At 65.8% G+C, this 17486-nt stretch carries 15 protein-coding genes; 6 read left to right on the forward strand and 9 right to left on the reverse strand.

From position 1 onward, the window contains the following. The 4 genes from VKN16_17090 to VKN16_17105 form a co-directional block, all read right to left on the reverse strand. Nucleotides 1–388, reverse strand: a 388-nt coding sequence (locus VKN16_17090) for a UvrD-helicase domain-containing protein (GenBank protein HME95925.1), incomplete at its 3' end; no start/stop codon positions are given. 19 nt (nucleotides 389–407) lie between these two features. Next, nucleotides 408–1280 carry a diacylglycerol kinase family protein gene (locus VKN16_17095; GenBank protein HME95926.1) on the reverse strand — a complete coding sequence of 291 codons (873 nt, stop codon included), beginning with the start codon at nucleotides 1278–1280 and terminating at the stop codon, nucleotides 408–410. A 13-nt stretch (nucleotides 1281–1293) separates the two neighbouring features. Beyond that, nucleotides 1294–2274: a sugar kinase gene (locus VKN16_17100; protein ID HME95927.1), complete on the reverse strand. Its 981-nt coding sequence runs from the start codon at nucleotides 2272–2274 to the stop codon at nucleotides 1294–1296. Beyond that, nucleotides 2271–2921, reverse strand: a complete 651-nt coding sequence (locus tag VKN16_17105) for a hypothetical protein (GenBank protein HME95928.1) — start codon at nucleotides 2919–2921, stop codon at nucleotides 2271–2273. The genes VKN16_17100 and VKN16_17105 overlap by 4 nt, the downstream gene beginning before the upstream one ends. Nucleotides 2922–3193: 272 nt before the next feature. On the opposite strand from VKN16_17105, the gene VKN16_17110 reads away from it, so the two are divergent. Genes VKN16_17110 through VKN16_17130 form a run of 5 tightly spaced genes read left to right on the forward strand, consistent with a single transcriptional unit; the run spans nucleotide 3194 to nucleotide 13791 of the window. After that, nucleotides 3194–4444, forward strand: a complete 1251-nt coding sequence (locus tag VKN16_17110; GenBank protein HME95929.1) for a beta-ketoacyl-[acyl-carrier-protein] synthase family protein — start codon at nucleotides 3194–3196, stop codon at nucleotides 4442–4444. 16 nt (nucleotides 4445–4460) lie between these two features. Beyond that, nucleotides 4461–6950 (forward strand): ATP-binding protein, encoded by a 2490-nt coding sequence (locus VKN16_17115; GenBank protein HME95930.1) that lies wholly within the window; start codon nucleotides 4461–4463, stop codon nucleotides 6948–6950. A gap of 24 nt (nucleotides 6951–6974) precedes the next feature. Continuing rightward, nucleotides 6975–9446, forward strand: a complete 2472-nt coding sequence (locus VKN16_17120; GenBank protein ID HME95931.1) for an ATP-binding protein — start codon at nucleotides 6975–6977, stop codon at nucleotides 9444–9446. Further along, nucleotides 9443–11485: a PAS domain-containing protein gene (locus VKN16_17125; GenBank protein ID HME95932.1), complete on the forward strand. Its 2043-nt coding sequence runs from the start codon at nucleotides 9443–9445 to the stop codon at nucleotides 11483–11485. Before VKN16_17120 ends, VKN16_17125 begins: the two co-directional genes overlap by 4 nt. Then, nucleotides 11482–13791, forward strand: coding sequence for a response regulator (locus VKN16_17130; GenBank protein HME95933.1), 2310 nt, complete (start codon nucleotides 11482–11484; stop codon nucleotides 13789–13791). Before VKN16_17125 ends, VKN16_17130 begins: the two co-directional genes overlap by 4 nt. A gap of 59 nt (nucleotides 13792–13850) precedes the next feature. Here VKN16_17130 and VKN16_17135 read toward each other — a convergent pair whose 3' ends face one another. From VKN16_17135 to VKN16_17150, 4 genes are read right to left on the reverse strand one after another with little or no spacing between them, the layout of a single operon-like run. Continuing rightward, nucleotides 13851–14996 carry a thiolase family protein gene (locus tag VKN16_17135; protein ID HME95934.1) on the reverse strand — a complete coding sequence of 382 codons (1146 nt, stop codon included), beginning with the start codon at nucleotides 14994–14996 and terminating at the stop codon, nucleotides 13851–13853. Beyond that, on the reverse strand, nucleotides 14993–15898 hold the full coding sequence (locus tag VKN16_17140; protein ID HME95935.1) for an ATP-binding protein: 906 nt from the start codon (nucleotides 15896–15898) through the stop codon (nucleotides 14993–14995). Before VKN16_17140 ends, VKN16_17135 begins: the two co-directional genes overlap by 4 nt. Further along, nucleotides 15895–16101, reverse strand: a complete 207-nt coding sequence (locus tag VKN16_17145) for a MoaD/ThiS family protein (GenBank protein ID HME95936.1) — start codon at nucleotides 16099–16101, stop codon at nucleotides 15895–15897. The genes VKN16_17140 and VKN16_17145 overlap by 4 nt, the downstream gene beginning before the upstream one ends. Continuing rightward, entirely contained in the window at nucleotides 16098–16637 is a 540-nt protein-coding gene (locus VKN16_17150) for a DinB family protein (GenBank protein ID HME95937.1), read from the reverse strand. Before VKN16_17150 ends, VKN16_17145 begins: the two co-directional genes overlap by 4 nt. 36 nt (nucleotides 16638–16673) lie before the next feature. On the opposite strand from VKN16_17150, the gene VKN16_17155 reads away from it, so the two are divergent. Beyond that, nucleotides 16674–17282: an NUDIX hydrolase gene (locus VKN16_17155; protein HME95938.1), complete on the forward strand. Its 609-nt coding sequence runs from the start codon at nucleotides 16674–16676 to the stop codon at nucleotides 17280–17282. Between the two features lie 7 nt (nucleotides 17283–17289). Here VKN16_17155 and VKN16_17160 read toward each other — a convergent pair. Then, nucleotides 17290–17486: hypothetical protein (locus VKN16_17160; GenBank protein HME95939.1), on the reverse strand; the 197-nt coding region annotated here is incomplete at its 5' end.

The raw sequence follows: 17486 nt of genomic DNA on the forward strand, positions 1-17486 counted from the left end.
CGCGCAGGAAGATGACCTGCTCGGCCCGGGTGAGCACGCGGAAGTCGGGCGTAAGTCCCAGCTCGAGGGCGTTCTCCTTGATCAGGCGGTCGCCGAAGGCATGGAAGGTGGAGATGTTCACGTCGGCGTAGCCGTAGGGCACGAGGGTGTCGACGCGCTCTTCCATCTCGGCGGCGGCCTTGTCGGTGAACGTCAGCGCGAGGATCTCCGACGGCCGGGCGCGGCGCGTGGCGATGAGATAGGCGATGCGGCGGGTGATGACGGTGGTCTTGCCGGTCCCCGCCCCCGCGATGATCAGGAGCGGGCCCGTCTCGTGAGTGACCGCGGCGGTCTGAGGCGCGTTCAGGCCCTCGAGGATGCGCTCGGCACCTCGCGCGGCTTCCGCCATCAGCGGTGACTATACCACCCTAGGGAACGACGAGAGAGAGCGCGGCGGGGACGGACTCGAAGCTGACCGGCAGCGGACCGAGCAATTCACCGTCCACGTGCACGAAGCGGCTCGACGGGCCGCGGACGACGACTCGGCGGGTCTTCAGATAGGTGACGCCCGGCAATCCGAGATGCGAGCCGGTGGCGGCGGCGGACAGGTAGCGGGCGAAGCGGTGACGCTGGGTCGAATCGAACAGGCACACGTCGAGCAGGTCGTCGTCCATGCTCGCCTCGGGCGCGAAGCGCATCCCTCCTCCGTGCGACGACGCGTTGGCCACCACCGCGAAGGTGGCGCTGTACTGGCCGCCTTCCGCCTCGATGTGGAACTGCACCGGATTCCAGTCGGCGAGCTGCCGGAGACCGGCCAGCCAGAACGCGCTTTCCCCGGTCATCCGGGTGACCGTCGGGTGAATCGCGCGGACCACGTCGCCATCCAGCCCGATCCCGGCCATCAACAGGAAGTAGCGCTCGCCCGCGCGCCCGAGCGACACGCGACGCGTGCGCCCCGCCGCGATGATCTCGGCCAGCACGTCGATCCCGCCGGGCAGCGCCAGCTCCCGGGCGAGCACGTTGGAGGTTCCCCCGGGCCACACCGCGAGCGGCGTGGCGGTGCCGACCAGCCCCTGCATGGTCTCGTTGACGAGCCCGTCGCCGCCGTGGACGACGATCACGTCCGCGTTGGCCTGGATGGCCGCCGCGGTGAGCCGCATGGCATCGGTGGGAGCCGCGACGATCTGGGGCGTCGCGGTGACGCCGCGCTGGCGGAGGGCCTCCACGATGCGCGTGACCGAATGGTACCGGTCGCGCGGCTGACCCGAGCCTGGATTGTGGATGAGGACCGCGGACTTCAACGCGACCGCTCCACTACCGGCGAATCTCCGTGCTGTCGGTGGCCAGGAGCTCCTCCAGCTCGGCCCGAGTCACGATCGGCACGTCCCCCCAGATCGTGCACTTCAAGGCGGCCAGCGCGGTGGCCGCGTCGATGGCCTGCTGCGGGCCGCGGCCGAGCAGGGTCGCCCAGAGATAGCCGGCCGCGAAGGCATCCCCGGCGCCGACGCGGTCCACCACGTTGACGGTATAGCGCTTCGAGGGCCGGGCGATGCCCTCGGCGGCGAGGACCGCGGAGCCGGCCTCGCCCAGGGTCAGCGCAATCGTGGCCGACGGAGCGAGCGTCCGCAGCGCGCCGAGCACGCGCTCCGGCGCACCCTCGAGGTCGAAGACGGTCGCCGCGTCATCCTGCCCGATGAAGAGATAGTGCAGCCGCGGCAGGATCTCGAGCAGGAACTCGCGTGCCTCCTTCGGGCTCCAGAGCCGCGAGCGGTAGTTCACGTCGAAGGAGACCGGCACCGCGGCGGCCCCCGCCTCGTCGATCGCGCGACGCACCACGTCCCGCACGTTGTCGCCGAGGGCGGCGGTGACTCCCGTGAGGTGCGCGATACGCGCGCTGCGCACCAGCGCCCAGTCGACCTCGTCCGGTAGGAGCCGGCCGAACGCCGAATCGCGTCGATCGTAGAGCACGCGCACGGGCCGGGGAGCCATGCCGTACTCGAGGAAGTACAAGCCCATGCGCTGGCCCGGGCGACGCAGCACGCCGCGGCAGTCCACCCCGTGGCCGGTCAGCTCGCGAATGGTGCGGTCACCCCACGCGTGCTCCGCGGGCAGGACGGAGATGAACGCGGTGCGGAGCCCGAGGCGGGCGCACGCCGCCATCACGTTGGCCTCCGTGCCACCGATCTGGACGTCCAGGTCGGAGGCCTGCTCCAGGCGCTGGGGCGGGCGGGCGGCCAGCCTCAGCATCACCTCGCCGAGGCCGATCAGGTCGTAACGCGCGGCCGCCCGGCTCACGCGCTGGTCGACACCCGCACCGAGAGCGTGGTGCCCAGGATGAGGGACGACTGCACGGACTCGAGCAGACGATCCGGAGCGAAGACCACGCGCGCCGGCTGATCGGAGCGCGCCCAGGACGAGAACCGGGTGATGTCGATGAGAGCGGAGAGACGGCCGTCGGGGCCGTCGGGCGCCGGGCGGAAGCGGAGCGGCACCAGCTCGGCGCGGTAGCCGTCGGGGGCTACGTCGTCGGTGCCCTCGTTCTCGGCGCGCTTTCGGCGCATGACCGACGTGTAATAGGTGCCGTCGGCCTCGCGGTCGAGCGTACCGGCGGCGAAGTTCAACGCGGCCGAGACCAGGTCGTCCACCGGCCGATCCTGGGGCAGCGCGATCGCGTCATCGATCTGCCGGCGGCGGCTGAGCAGCAGTGTGTAGGCCACGGCGTGGAGCTCGGCCCGTTGCCGGGCGTAGTCGTAGGTCGTGACCGAGGTATTCGACCGCCCCCGAATGACGTGGAAGCTGCGGCTCTCCAGCGGCTTGAACCGGCCGTCCTGAATCAACCCGGTGGCTTCGGTGCCGGTGCTGATGCCGATCCCCTTGCCATTCATTGTCACCCGGTACCGGCCGGCCTTGCGGTCGATCTCCTGGGTCACCGTCCCCGTCATGGACAAGGTCAGAACGTTAAATAAAACCGATAGATCGAGATGGTAACCGAGAACGGAACGGCCGTTTTCCAGACCCAGCGCCCGGCCCCGAGTGACGAGAAGTGCCGCTGGAATCGCGGCCAGGAGGCGGCGACGCGTGATCATGCCCCGCATACGAGACGCATTCTACCCGAGCCTTCGACAGGACGTGATTTGGGTTTAGATTGATTTTCTGCTAGGTTATTAGACGTTATCCCACCTTCACCGTTCCATTCGGACAAGGGCACGGGCAGATGAAGAACCCACGTCGTGTAGTCATTACCGGGTTGGGTGTCATCGCCCCCAACGGCATCGGTAAGGACACTTTCTGGCAGAACCTCGTCGCCGGTAAATCGGGCATCGACTACATCACCGCTTTCGATCCTTCTCCCTACCCCTGCCACGTCGCCGGCGAAGTCCGCGACTTCGACCCGAAGGCATTTATGACTGCACGCAGGGCAAAACCCATGGGGCGATTCTCGCAGTTTGCAGTAGCCGCCACCCGACTCGCGCTGGAGGATGCAAAGGTAAATATCGATACAACTCTCTCTTCCTCGACGAGCATCTTCTATGGCACGTCAATCAACGGAGGAGGCGACATCGCAGCGCGTGCCCTCGAAGGCCTTATCAGGGAGGGTGTCAGCGCAATCAACCCGTGGGCGGCTCTTGAGTATCCTCCTCATGCCACCTCGAGCTATATCGCCATAGAGTTCGGAATAACCGGTCCGGCTCTGTCTCTCTCGTCCAACTGTTGCACCGGCATCGACGCTATCAACGAAGGCTTCAAACATGTATCAGAAGGCCTCTCCGACATGGCGGTCGTCGGCGGGTGCGATGCGCCTATCTTCCCATTGGCGTTCGGCGCCTTTTGTGCCCTCGGTGCGCTGACCAAGCGGAATGACGCGCCTCGCAAGGCTTCAAGACCGTATGACCTCCAACGGGATGGAATCGTGATCTCAGAGGGTGCCGCCACCCTCGTGCTCGAGGAACTGGATGTTGCTCGTGAACGCGGAGCCCGAATCTATGGCGAGGTATTGGGACACGGATCCGCGAGTGAGGCAATTGGCATGCGCAAGGGTGATCTCTCTGGCAAGCGAATGGCCTCTGCAATCTCTGACGCGATTCGCCAGGCAGGCCTTGTAGCTGAAGACATTGACCACGTCAACGCCCACGGAAGCTCACTGCCCGACTACGACATATGCGATACCAACGCCTTTAAGGAGGCGTTAGGGACACACGCTTACAAGATTCCGATAAGTTCCATAAAGTCGATGATGGGGCAGCCTGTGTCGGCGGCGGGCACGATCCAGGCCGCGGCCGCATGCTTGTCGCTCAGGGAACAAGTGGTCCCGCCCACCATCAACCAAGAGACCCCGGACCCCCGATGCGACTTGGACTATGTCCCAAACGTATCGCGCGTTGCGCGAGTACGAACTGTCCTGATCAACGGCCACAGTTTCGGCGGCAGTGTAGCAGCACTGGTAGTCGGACAAACTCCCCCGTAGCACACAGAGGAGCCGCTTGCAGACCGTTGGCGTCTTGGCGCTCGGCGCGACCCTAGTCACGCTTGCCACGTTCGTCTATTTGCACAATAGGCGCGCCGCTGAGAATCGGCGCTTTGCTCTCGCTGCGCTTACGATCGCGGGTTGGATTGTCTGCATATCCTTCGCTCTTTCTTCCGAATCCGTGCGGACAACGATTGCCCTGGGTCGTTTGGGTTTCGCTTTCGCAAGTGCGATCCCGTTCTGCTTGCTTTGGATGTTCGATGCTTTCTCGGTCGATGCTGGACGCAAGCTAAAACCGCAGATCTTCATCCCAGCGGTGTGCTGCGGCGGATCTATACTTCTCTCGCTGTCGCCATGGATTGTCGCGGGCGCCCGTATGCAGCCCAGTCGTGCCAGCTTCATCTATGGCCCCGCTCACAAACTCTTCGGTGTCTACTTCCTACTTTGTTTTCTGCTCGCGCTCTTCACTCTATGGCGAACGATTCGGTCAACCGCAGGCGTTCGGAAACTTCAGCTTCGATACCTGCTTCTTGGAATCCTCCTCGGCGGCGCCGGTGCGATCACAACCAACCTGCTGATTCCCCTGATTTGGACTACCTCAAAGTACAGCTTCCTGGGTCCCTACTTCTCGCTCTTGGTCGTGTCCTTCTCAGCACACGCAATAATTCGGCATCGTCTAATGGATATTCGGGTAGTTATCCGACAGGGAGCTGTGTATGTGTCGGCGATCGTTGCATCTGTCTCGGTGTTTCTCGCTTTCGTCCAGCTGTATCAGTACGCTTCCGGATTCGACACTAGCAACATCCCGCTCGCCGAAGCTCTCATTCTCTCCATCATCGTCGCCATTCTCTTCCAGCCACTCAAGAGTTGGATCCAGCGCTCTTTCAATCGTTATGTCTATCGAGAGAAGTACGATCTACAGCGGACGCTACGCGAGTCCAGCAGACGCCTTAGCAGCACCCTAGACCTTGGGTCTCTACTCGAGTACCTGACCGTAACTATCGAGAGCACATTCAAAGCCGAGGCAGTCTTCGTCTACCTTCACGACGCGCAGAAGCGAGCCTACGTGGCGAGCCAGCGACCGAGTGATAGCCCATGGTTGGCAACCAGCGCTGATTCGCCAATATTGGATGTCTCCTCGATAGTTCAGTTCCTACGTCAAGAGCGCCGGCCCCTTGTGCATGAAGAGGCGATTCGTCAGCCGCCCGATACGCCAATCAATCGGGCGGCAGCGGAGTTACGAGCGGTTCGCGGCGATGTGGCCTTTCCTTTGATGGAGGATCGGTCGCTGGCCGGGATGGTAGTCGTCGGGCCCAAACGGTCCGGTGATCCCTATTTCTCCGAGGATGTCGATCTTCTCTCGACTTTGGTTAGCCAAGCTGCGGTCGCGGTTAAGAATGCGCACCTGTATCGAGAAGTGGTGCTCGTCAACGAGTATGTCGACAACATCCTCTCAACAATGGCCAGTGGCGTGATCGCCTTGAATGCGTCTGGCCACATCTCGTTGTCCAACCCCGCCGCCGAACGTCTTACCGGCATGAGCCTCAAGAGAAGGAACCCTGTCTCATACGTTGATCTTCCGGTGGCGCTGGCTGAACCGCTTAGAGACACGTTGTTGGACGGCAAGGCTTACTCGCAGCTCGAAACCTCTCTTCACACTAGAGAGGGCCAGGCCCTCCCGCTGGTCTATTCGACAGCGCCGCTTCAGGCCAAAGACAGATCCACTCTCGGAGCACTTATTGTCTTCAGCGATCTAACCAGACTGAAACAACTCGAGATTGAAAAGCAGCGCGCCGAACGCCTTGCATCTTTTGGATCGCTGGCTTCCGGCGTCGCACATGAGATCAAGAACCCGCTAGTGGCAATCAGAACCTTTGCTGAGCTGCTGCCTGAACGCTTCGCCGACATTGACTTCCGTGAGGACTTCTCAAAAGTTGTTGTTAGAGAGATCGACAGAATTGACAACTTGGTAGCGCGGCTAAGAGGCATCGCCAGCGCGCCCCACCCGCAAACCGGCTCCGTCGACCTTCGGCAGCCATTGCTGGACACTCTGAAGCTGCTACGTGGCCAACTAGAACAAAGCCAGACAGCCGTTCACTACTCGGTTGAGGACGAGGCTCCCTATGTAGCCATCGAAGATTCGCAACTCAAACAGCTCTTCCTGAATATTCTCCAGAATGCGCTTGAGGCGATGGGTTCGGGCGGAGCGATTAACATCAGGATAGCCCGGACCCAATCTCCTGGGCCGTCCTGGATCCTCCTCGAGGTTTCCGATACGGGCCCCGGAATGTCCGAGTCGGTCAGAGGTCACATATTCGAGCCCTTCTTCACTACCAAGCCAACAGGCTCCGGCCTCGGGCTAGCCATCTGCCGAAGCATCGTCGACGCGCATAGGGGATCGATCCGAGCTGAAAACAATCGCGCACACCGAGGCACGACTATCATAGTCGAGCTTCCGGCTGCTGAAGCTAGCGCAGAAGCCTTTCAAAGCGCAGTTCGTGGTTAGCGTTAAGGAAAGCTGAGGAGATTAATGCTCGGCGGGTCCATAAACTGGCTACTCCTCATAGCCACGGCCATAGCAAATCTAGGTATGGGCCTGTATGTGTTTGGTCGCGCGCCGCGATCCTCACTGAACAGAGCCTTTGGGCTCCTAGCGCTGGCTACAAGTCTGTGGTCTGGCTCACTGGCCGTCGGCTATCACGTCGATCCGCAAACAACAGGTCTTAGCGCAACAACGCTGGTGATTCGCATCGCATTCGCAGCTGGAAGTCTCTTTGCGGTGGCCTTCCTACTGTTTACCGAGCGGTTCGCCCTATCACCGCCGGCGGTCTGCCGGATGGTGCGCTTCTTCCTCGTTCCTGTCGGAATCGCCTTCTTCGTCGTCTCGTTCTCGCCGTGGATGGTGGCCGTTGCCAAATCGACCCCGACGGGCCTGCAAGTTACATATGGTCCTCTTCATCCTGTCTTCGCCGTCTATGCATTGGTCGGGTTTGCAACAACGGTCTATCTCCTAAGAAGCAAGTATCGCCGTTCCGTCGGCCTCGAGCGTCTTCAGGTCCGCTATGTCATCTGGGCCTTTCTCTTGTCAGGCGCATTGATCACTACGACAAACGTAGTGTTGCCTCTCGTGCTCAAAACCTCTGACTACGGACGCTACGGTCCACTGTTTTCATTGTTGCTGCTGGGGATCATCGGGCACGCAATTATCCGGCATCGGTTGATGGATATCCGCATCTTCATTCATAGGGGCGCTGTCTACCTAGTCGCCCTCATTACTACTGCCGGAGTGCTGGCTGTTGCATTGACTTTATCGAACTACCTTCTACCCGACGAACATGACTTTTCCCTTCGCGAGATAGTTCTAGCGATTGCGGCAGTGTGTATCCTCACGCCGGCTCGCGGCTCTGTGCAGCGCTTATTTAACAGATACCTGTATCGAGACCCATACGACTACGCGAGGACTCTGCGCGAGGCCAGCCAGGGCCTGACAGCCACAATTGATCTTAAAGATCTCCTCGTACACGTGGGCTCCGTGCTCGAAACGACATTCCTTCCAGAGGTGGCTAGCATCTACCTGTACGATGATGAAGATCGGGAATTTAAACTCTCCTGGAACCTGCCTACAGGGCAGTTCCCGCCCGTTCTACACACGGCCTCTTCACTCCCATTTGTCGACCAGCTGGCGTTCAAAGACGAGATATCAGCCGATCGTTCTGCTTCGTCGAATTCGAGTCTGCGAGAGGAACTTTCAAGTCTCCAAGCCGAAGTTGTGGTGCCTCTGACAGAAGAGGGTCAGCCAGTCGGATTCTTCCTTCTCGGCGCGAAGCGATCCGGGGACCCCTACTTCAGCAATGACGCTGATCTGCTGACGACGCTGGCCAACCAGGCCGCGGTCGCGGTCCGCAATGCGCAGACCCACGCGCGGGTGGTGCAGGTCAACGAGGAGATGCAGAAGGTGCTCGAGACCATCGAGAGCGGCGTGGTCGCGTTGGGCCCGCGGGGCCGGATCACGCTCTTCAATCGGGCTGCCGAACACTTCACCGGCGTCTCCGCTCAAGCGGTGCGCGGACACGGGCCCGATCAGCTGCCCGCGCCGCTGGGACCGCTGCTCAAGTCGACCGCCGCCGACGGGCAGCCGCGCTCCCAGGACGAATTCGCGCTGCCCGACGCGGCCGGCCAGCTCATCCCGCTCGTGTGCTCGACGTTCCCGCTGCGCGGGCCGAATGGCTCGATCCTGGGCGCGGTGGCGGTGCTCGTCGACATGTCGAGGCTGAAGGAGCTGGAGCAGGAGAAGCGGCGGGCAGAGCGGCTGGCCTCGATCGAGGCGATCGCCTCGGGCCTGATCCACGAGATCCGCAACCCGCTCGTCGGGATCAAGACGTACGCCCAGCTCCTGCCGTCTCGCGGGTCCAGCGAGGACTTCCGGCAGATGTTCTCCCGCACCGCCGGACGGGAGATCGGCCGCATCGACGATCTGCTGAGCCGCTTCCGGACGATGTCGCGGGCGTCCCAGCACCGGATGGAGATGGTCGACGTCTCGGGCGCCCTGCGCGACACGCTGGAGACGCTGCACGCGGAGATGGAAGATCGTCAGATCCGCCTCCGGCTGATCGGGGAGGCGACGCGGCGCCCGGTGCTCGGCAACGCCTCTCAGTTGCAGCAGCTTTTTCTGAACCTGTGCTTAAATGCCGTCCAAGCGATGGAACCCGGCGGGGAGTTGACCGTGCGTGTGGCCGATCTCTCGGAAGGCGGCGGAAACACGCTCCTCGTCGAGGTCGCGGACAGCGGCCCGGGTATCGCCGACGAGCTGGTCGCGACCATCTTCGATCCGTTCGTGACGACCAAGCCGCACGGGACCGGGCTGGGGCTGGCGATCTGCCGTAGCATCGCCGACGCGCACCACGCCCGGCTCGGCGTGCGCAACAACAACGGACGTGCCGGCTGCACGTTCACCGTCGAGTTCCCGGTGCCCACCGGGCGCCCGGCTCGCGTCGCTCCGTGAAGACGGTCCTGCTGGTCTCGGCGAGCGAGACCCTCCGCCCGCGCCTGATGCGAGCGCTGGAGTACGACAACTCCGTGTTCACCGCCCTGTCGGACGACGAGGCGCTGCGTACACTGCGCCTGACCCAGATGGACCTGATCGTCAAGGAGGCGACGCCGCCCTTCAAGAACCTGGAGTCGTTCATTTCCAGCGTTCGGCATCTCTGCCCGAACGCGGTCGTGCTCTGCGTGGTGCCGGGCGCCCAATCGATCGAGGAGGAGAGCGCGATCGAGGCGGCGGACTTCGTCCTGATCCAGCCGTTCACGACCCGCCAGCTCCAGAGCCTGCTCCGGCACGCCGGCGACAAGCTGCATCTGCTGCAGGAGCTGGCCGCCCTGCGCGCCTCGCGTCGGACGCCGGTGGATGGACCGTCCGAGGCCGCGTCGCCGGGCGTGCAGGCTTCTTCGCACGCGCTGACCCAGATGGCGAAGGAGTTCGCCAAGGCTCTGGCCGCCGGCTTCGATCTGCCCCGCGTGCTGGACCAGTTTCTCGACGGCGTCGCCGAGCTGGTACGGCCGAGCCGCGCAGCCATCCTCCTCGCCGGCCCCGATACGAGACAGTATCGGGTCAACGCCTATCGCGGCCTCGCCCGGCACGTGGTGGAGTCGTTCAGCCTCTCCGCGGACAGCGGCCTGCCGCTCTGGCTGATGACCGAGGGCCGCCTGATCCAGATCGAAGAGGCGCAAGGCCGACTGGCCGATCCGGCGGCGCGCGAGATCGCCCGCGAGCTGGCGGTGCTGCAGGCGGTGGTGGCCATCCCGCTCTCCTCGCACGGCGAGCTGGTGGGCATTCTCACCCTCGGTCAGCGCATCACCGGAGGCGGCTACGGCCGCGGCGAGACCGAGACGCTCTTCGGCCTCGCCACCCATCTGGCCACCGCGATCCGCGACATCCGCGTGCACCACCTCCTCGAGTACGAAAAGGAATTCAATGAGCGGATCCTCGCCCGCATGTCGAGCGGGGTGATCACCATCGATCCCGACGAGAAAGTCGTCGCCATCAACCGCCGCGCCCTCGAGATCCTGGGCATGGCGGCCGGCGAGGTCCTGCACCGCGATCTCCGAGTGCTGCCCTCTCCCCTCGGCGACATGCTCTTCGAAGCCCTCGCCAAGGGCCGCTCGGTGACCCGCGCCGACGTGCATCTGGCCCTGCGCAACCTGCCGCTGGAGGTGTCGACCTATCCGGTGATGGGCGACCGGACCGAGCCGATGGGCGCCGTCCTCGTCTTCGAGGACATGACCGCGCAGCGCGAGCTGGCCCAGGAGCGGCGCGGGGCCGAGCAGCTGCAGCTCCTCACCCAGGTGGTGGCCCGCATCGCCGACGAGATCAAGAACCCGCTCGTCTCGATCAATGCGTTCATGGAGCTGATCGGCGAGCGCTACGACGACGCCACCTTCCGCAACCAGTTCTCGTCGGTGGTGGGCCGCGACGTGCGCCGGCTCGTGCAGATCTTCGACAAGCTCGCCGCCCTCGTCAACGACAGCGACTACAAGCGCGAGACGCTGGACCTGCGCCAGGTCGCCGAGGAGGGCCTCGCCGAGCTGGGCGCGCAGGCCCTGGCCGCGGGCAACGGCGAGGCCCGCCTGCTCACCTTCACCGACGAGTCGACCCAGAAGCACGTCACCGCGACCCTCTCGCACGAGGGGTCGTCGTTCCTGGTGCGGGGCGACCACGGGATGTTCAAGAAGGCGATGTCGTACCTGATCTGGTACCTCCTGCGCAAGACCCCGGGCCCCGACGCCAAGGTCTCGGTGTCGATCGCGCACGTGCCCCGGGAGGAGCGGGTGCGGCTGACCATCTCCTCGCGCACCTCGGAGGTACGTGCCGAGGAGCTGCAGGCGATCTTCGACCCGATCCAGGTCGTGCAGGAGAACCTCATCGACGTGGGACCGAGCGTGAGCCAGCGCATCGTGGAGAGCCAGGGCGGCCGGCTCGAGGCCAAGCACGGCCGCGGCGAGGTGAGCTTCACCGCGTCGCTCCCCGCCGCGTCGCATCCATGACCGGCCGCCCGCGGGTGCTGGTGGTCGACGACGAGATGGGGCCGCGCGAGTCCCTGCGCATGATCCTGAAGCCCCGCTACGACATCGTCACCGCGGACAGCGGCGAGGCCGCGCTCAAGACCCTCAGCACGTTCCACCCCGACCTGATCTTCATGGATATCAAGATGCCGCAGATGGACGGCATCGAGCTGCTCCGTCGGATCAAGGGCGAGGATCCCAGCATCGAGGTCGTGATGATCACCGCCTACGCCTCGCTGGAGACAGTGAAGAACGCGCTCACCCACGGGGCCTTCGAGTACCTCATCAAGCCGTTCAGCCGGCAGGACCTGGAAGAGACCGCGCGGCGCGCCCTCGCCCGCCGGCAATCCGAGATCGGCACCCGGAACCAGCTGACCACCCTCGTGCAGGAGATGCGGGAGCTCGCGGCCAAGACGCGCGGCCTGGAGGAAGAGGCGCGGGGCGAGCAGATCGAGCAGTCCCTGCGCGTGACCCAGCTCTCGATCCTGCGCGAGATCTCGCGAACCCTGCTCGGGCAGCTCGACTTCCGCCAGCTGACCACCGCGATCACCGACCAGCTCAAGGCCGCACTGGGCTACGACGAGGCGGCGGTCCGCCTCGGAGCGGTCGCACCCGACGACACCGGCAACGAAACGCGGGTGGTGTGCCCGATCCGGGGCGAAGAGAGCACGGTGGGGTACCTCCTGGTCGCCAACCGGCCGGGCAGCCGCCCGATCGACACGCGCGAGCGCGAGCTGCTGGAGATGCTGTCGGACTACCTCGCGGTGGCCATCCGCAACTCGAGCCTCTACGGCGAGGTGGAGGAGACCAAGCAGCATCTGGAATCGCTGATCCACTCGGCGGGCGACGCCATCATCTCGGTGGACGGCGACGGCAACATCCGCGGATGGAACCCGGCCGCCGAGAGCATCTTCGGGCTCCCGCGGACGCAGGTGGTGGGCCAGCCCTTCGCGTCGCTGTTGCCCTCCGGGCCCTACCAGCAGGCGCGGGTGGCGCTCTCGCCCGAGACGCCGGTGCGCACCTTCGACGCCACCGCCCGGCGGGCCGACGGGCGCTCGCTGAATCTCGCGGTCACCCTGTCCTCGCTACCCGGCCGCGACGGCAGCGCGGACGGTCTCCTCGCGATCGTGCGCGACATGACCGCCCAGCGCGAGATCGAGGCCCAGATGCACCAGTCGGAGCGGCTGACCGCCCTGGGTCAGATGGCGGGCGGGATCGCCCACGACTTCAACAATCTGCTGCAGGCCATCCTCGGCTACGCCCAGCTCATGGCGCGCAGCCCCGGCAACACCGACGTGATCCGGCGCGGCCTCGACGTCATCGAGAAGGCGGCCAATAGCGGGGCCGAGACGGTGCGGCGCATCCAGAAGTTCGCGCGCCTGCGTCCCGAGGAGCCGTTCGTGTCGATGGATCTCAACCAGGTGGTACGGGACTCGCTGGCCATCACCCGTCCGCGCTGGGAGGAGAAGAAGGTCAAGGGCGGCGTGCCCCTGCGGCTGGAGCTCGAGCTGGGGCCGGTGCCGATGGTGATGGGCCGGCCCGCCGAGCTGAACGAGGTCATCACCAACCTCGTGCTCAACGCCATCGACGCGATGCCCCGTGGCGGCACGCTGCAGATCCGGACGCGCCTCGGCGACCACCGCCACGCGGTGGTCACGGTGGCCGACACCGGCATGGGCATGAGCGACGACGTGCGCAAGCGGGTATTCGATCCGTTCTTCACCACCAAGGGCGAGGAAGGCACCGGCCTGGGGCTCTCGGTCTCGCACTCGATCGTGGAGCGGCACGGCGGCGACCTGCGGGTCGACAGCCATCCCGGCCAGGGCACGACCTTCACGATCACGCTGCCCATCGGCATGAGCCAGTCCGGGGAGCCCGCGGCCGGGGGCGAGACCCGGGGCGAGCGCAAGGGACGCATCCTCCTCGTGGACAACGATCCGCAGGTGCTGTCGATCCTGGGCGAGATGCTCAAGGACGCGGGCCATCACGTGCTGCCGGTTCCGAGCGGGGCCGAGGCCCTGCGCGTGTTCGTACCCGCCGGCTTCGACCTGGTGATCACCAACGTGGGCATGCCCGAGATGAGCGGCTGGGATCTCGCGGAGCGGCTGCGCGCCGGCGATCCCAACGTGCCGCTGATCTTCATCACCGGCTGGGGCCTGCAGGAAGAAGATCAGGCGCGCTGCCGGCGCCTCGGCATCTCGGCGTTGCTGTTCAAGCCGGTGCCGCCGCACGACCTGCACCGCACGGTGCAGGTCGCCCTCGCCTCCGGCCGCCCAGGCGGCCGATAAAGGCCCACCTGCGTCGTTGGCGCCCGCGGTCGGGCGCTCGACGTAGAGGGATCCGCCTGCTACAAGCGCTCGATGATCGTCGCGATGCCCTGGCCGAACCCGATGCACATCGTCTGCAGGCCGTAGCGCTTCTTGGTGCGCTCGAGCTCGTGCAGCAGGGTGGTCATCAGCTTGGCGCCCGAGCAGCCGAGCGGGTGGCCGAGGGCGATCGCCCCGCCGTTGACGTTGACGCGGGTCATGTCCGGATGCAGCTCGCGCTCCCACGCCAGCACCACCGAGGCGAAGGCCTCGTTGATCTCGAAGCAATCGATCTGGTCGAGCTTCATCCCCGCCTTCTTCAGCACCCGCTGGGTGGCCGGGATCGGGCCGGTGAGCATGATGGTCGGATCCACTCCGGCCAGCGCGGTGGCCACGATGCGCGCGCGCGGCTTGAGCCCCAGGGCCTTGGCCCGCGCCTCCGACGTGATCAGCAGCGCGGCGGCGCCGTCCGAGATCTGCGAGGAGTTGGCCGCGGTGACCACGCCGTCCGGCTTGAAGGACGGGGCCAGCGACGCCATCTTCTCCCGGTTCACCGGCACCCGCACCCCCTCGTCGGTGTCGAACACGCTGCCGTCGGCCAGCGTGATGGGCACGATCTCCCGCTTGAACCGTCCCTCCGCGATGGCCCGGCCCGCCTTCTCGTGGCTGCCCGCCGAGAGCTCGTCCAGCTCCTCGCGCTTGAGGCCCCACCGCTCCGCGATCATCTCCGCGGAGAGCCCCTGCGGGATGATGTCGTAGAGGGCCTGCAGCCGCGGGGACAGCGGGCCGTCGCCGGGACCGCTGCCGTTGGAGCCCATGGGGACCCGGCTCATGTTCTCGATGCCGCCCGCGATCACGCACTCGTACTGACCGGACATCACGCCCATGGCCGCGAAGTTGGCCGCCTGCTGACCGGAGCCGCACATCCGGTCCAGCGTGGTGCCGCAGACGTCCACCGGGAAGCCGGCGATGAGCGCGGCGTTGCGGGCGATGTTGAACCCCTGCTCGCCCACCTGGTCCACGCAGCCCACCACCACGTCCTCGATCTCACGAGGGTCGACCTTCACGCGCTCCACCAGCGCCTTCAGGGTATCGGCCAGCAGGTCGTCGGGGCGCACCCCGGCCAGCTTGCCGTTCTTCTTGCCCACCGCGGTCCGCACCGCACCGACGATCACCGCATCGCTCATGACGTCCTCCGCTTGACGAGATCGGCCATCTTGCAGAACGCGCACACCGCCCCGGTGGTCACCTGACCGCAGGAGGTGCACTCCTGCAGCGCCACGTCCTCCACCCGCTCGAAGGCGGGCCGGGCGCGCTCGAGAAAGCCGAACAGGAAGTTGTGCTTGGAGCCGGGCGAGGTCTCCTCGAGTCGGTTCAGCGTCTCCTTGTGAGCGATCGAGGTGGCGCCCTGCGCGAACGGGCATTCCTCCACGATGTAGTCGATGCCCCGCAGGAACGCGTAGGCTGCGGTCTCCAGCTCGGAGAGACGGTAGAGCGGCTTCACCCGGCGCACCAGCTTGGGATGGGTCGAGGCCAGCGCGGGTGACTGACGCGGCAGCGCGTCGGTCTGCCAGTGCATGACCGAGCCGAAGAGGGTGGCCGCCTCGTCGTCGAGGTTGTGCCCGGTGGCCACCACCGGATAGCCGTGCTGGAGCGCGGCCCGGTTCATGAGATAGCGCTTGGAGAGGCCGCACCCCGAGCAGGTCGGCCGCCGCGTCACCTGCTGGACCACCGGGATGGGCGCGCCCACCGCGTCCGCCACGCGCTCGACGTGGAGAGTCTGCCCGCGGGCGGCCGCGAAGGCCTCGCACTTGGCCTTCGATTCCTTCGAGTAGTCGAAGATGCCGAGATCCAGGTAGAGGCCGGCGGTGCGGTAGCCGTCCTCGATCAGCACGTCCCACAGCGCGAGCGAGTCCTTGCCCCCGGAGACCGCCACCATGATCGTCTCCTCGCGGGAGAACATCCGGTGCCGGTGCACCGCCTCGGCCACCTGCTTGTGGAAGAACTCGATGAAGTGGGGCGGGCAGAACGCCGCGTTGTGCCGGCGCAGCTCGAGGGCGGCGCTGCCGCCGCACTTGCGGCACTTCACCGCGGATCCCCGCCGCCCGACATGACCGGGCGCACCTCGAGCACGTCGTCGCCGCCCACCACCGCGTCGCTGGTCAGCAGCTCGTTGTCGCGGATGACCAGCACCGTGCTCGGCAGGATCCCCAGCTCGCCGAGCAGCTCCTTCACCCGCCGCTTGCCCTCCACCGCGATCTCCCGACGCGGGTTCCGGAGAATGACCTTCACGACGTCGGGAACCCCGCGGCGGCCTTGACCGCCCGGAGCTGCTGCAGGTGATCGGTCTCGTGGCGCACGTGCAGCAGCCACCACTGCGCGAGGTCCAGCTCGCCGAGGGTGAAGTGCCGCCACGTGAACGCGCGCGGGTCCACCGCGGCCACCCGCTCGATGGCCTGGCGGCTGCGCTCGCGCGTCGTGGCCAGGTCCGCGAGCAGCCGCTCGATCTGATGGCCGCGCTCCGGATAGACGACCTCCGGGGCCTTGGCCGGCCCCGGCGGCGGCGCCGGCAGCGGAGTGAATGCGCGCAGGTCCCCCGGAAACGAGGGCAGCGGCGGGCGGGCGTCCCGGAGCAGCTTCGAGGTGAGCTTGCTCGTCCCCACTTCGGCGAGCATCACGTGATGGAGGATCTCGCCGATGGACCACTCGCCGTCGGCCGGCTGCCAGTCCGCCTGCGTCTGGCTCAGGGCCTCGGTCTCCTTCAGCGTCTGGGCGCGGACGCTCTCCAGGTCGTTCCAGATCGTCTCCAGCGGCGCCGGCAAGGCCATCACGCTCCTCCTGGCCCCACATGATACAACCGGATCATGAGCGAGCCCACTCCCTCGGAAACCGGCGCGTCCGCCTCGCGCGCATCGCGCTCGGATCCCGCCGCATGGCCGCGCACACCCTGGCGAACGACCTCCACGCGGCCGATCTACGAGAATCGCTGGATCGCGCTCCGCGAGGACATGGTCGAGCTGCCGGACGGACGCACCACGCTGTACGGCGTGGTGGACTGCGGGGAGTGCGTGGGCGTGCTGCCGTTCCTGGATCCCGACACCGTCCTGCTGGTCGGCCAGTATCGCTACGTGGCGGGCGGCTTCTTCTGGGAGATGCCCACCGGCGGCCAGGACGGCGACGAGACCCTGATCGAAGCCGCGCAGCGCGAGCTCGCCGAGGAAGCCGGCTACGAGGCCGGCCGGCTCACCCGCCTGTGCGACTTCCAGACCTCGAAGAGCATCCTGTACGAGATCGCCCACCTCTACGTGGCCGAGGACCTCCGGCCGGTGTCGCGCGCGGCCGATCACACCGAGTTCATCGAGCGGCGCACATTTCCCTTCCGCGAGGCGCTGGCCATGGTGGAGCGGGGCGAGATCAAGGACGCGATGACGATCATCGCGGTGTTGCACGCCGCGCGCCGGCGGGGCATGTAGCGCCGGGCTAGAACCACGACTCGACCACGCTGTAGACGATCTTCAGGAGGACCAGACCCACGTAGGTCACGATGAGGAACCCCACGAAGAGTCCCACGTAGCGCAGTCGCCGCCGCGTGCTGGAGGAGCGCAGCCGCGGCATCTCCTCCCGACGCGACAGCGGATGCAGCGGGACCGACGCCCGGCGGGCCAGCTCACGACGAG

Source organism: Candidatus Methylomirabilota bacterium (assembly GCA_035315345.1).
Lineage (GTDB): Bacteria > Methylomirabilota > Methylomirabilia > Rokubacteriales > CSP1-6 > CAMLFJ01.

Bases quoted from the DNA above. Each gene is read 5' to 3' on its own strand.
- VKN16_17105 (HME95928.1), bottom strand. From the start codon at position 2,921: ATGACGGGGACGGTGACCCAGGAGATCGACCGCAAGGCCGGCCGGTAC.
- VKN16_17110 (HME95929.1), top strand. From the start codon at position 3,194: ATGAAGAACCCACGTCGTGTAGTCATTACCGGGTTGGGTGTCATCGCC.
- VKN16_17120 (HME95931.1), top strand. From the start codon at position 6,975: ATGCTCGGCGGGTCCATAAACTGGCTACTCCTCATAGCCACGGCCATA.
- VKN16_17130 (HME95933.1), top strand. From the start codon at position 11,482: ATGACCGGCCGCCCGCGGGTGCTGGTGGTCGACGACGAGATGGGGCCG.
- VKN16_17135 (HME95934.1), bottom strand. From the start codon at position 14,996: ATGAGCGATGCGGTGATCGTCGGTGCGGTGCGGACCGCGGTGGGCAAG.
- VKN16_17150 (HME95937.1), bottom strand. From the start codon at position 16,637: ATGGCCTTGCCGGCGCCGCTGGAGACGATCTGGAACGACCTGGAGAGC.
- VKN16_17155 (HME95938.1), top strand. From the start codon at position 16,674: ATGAGCGAGCCCACTCCCTCGGAAACCGGCGCGTCCGCCTCGCGCGCA.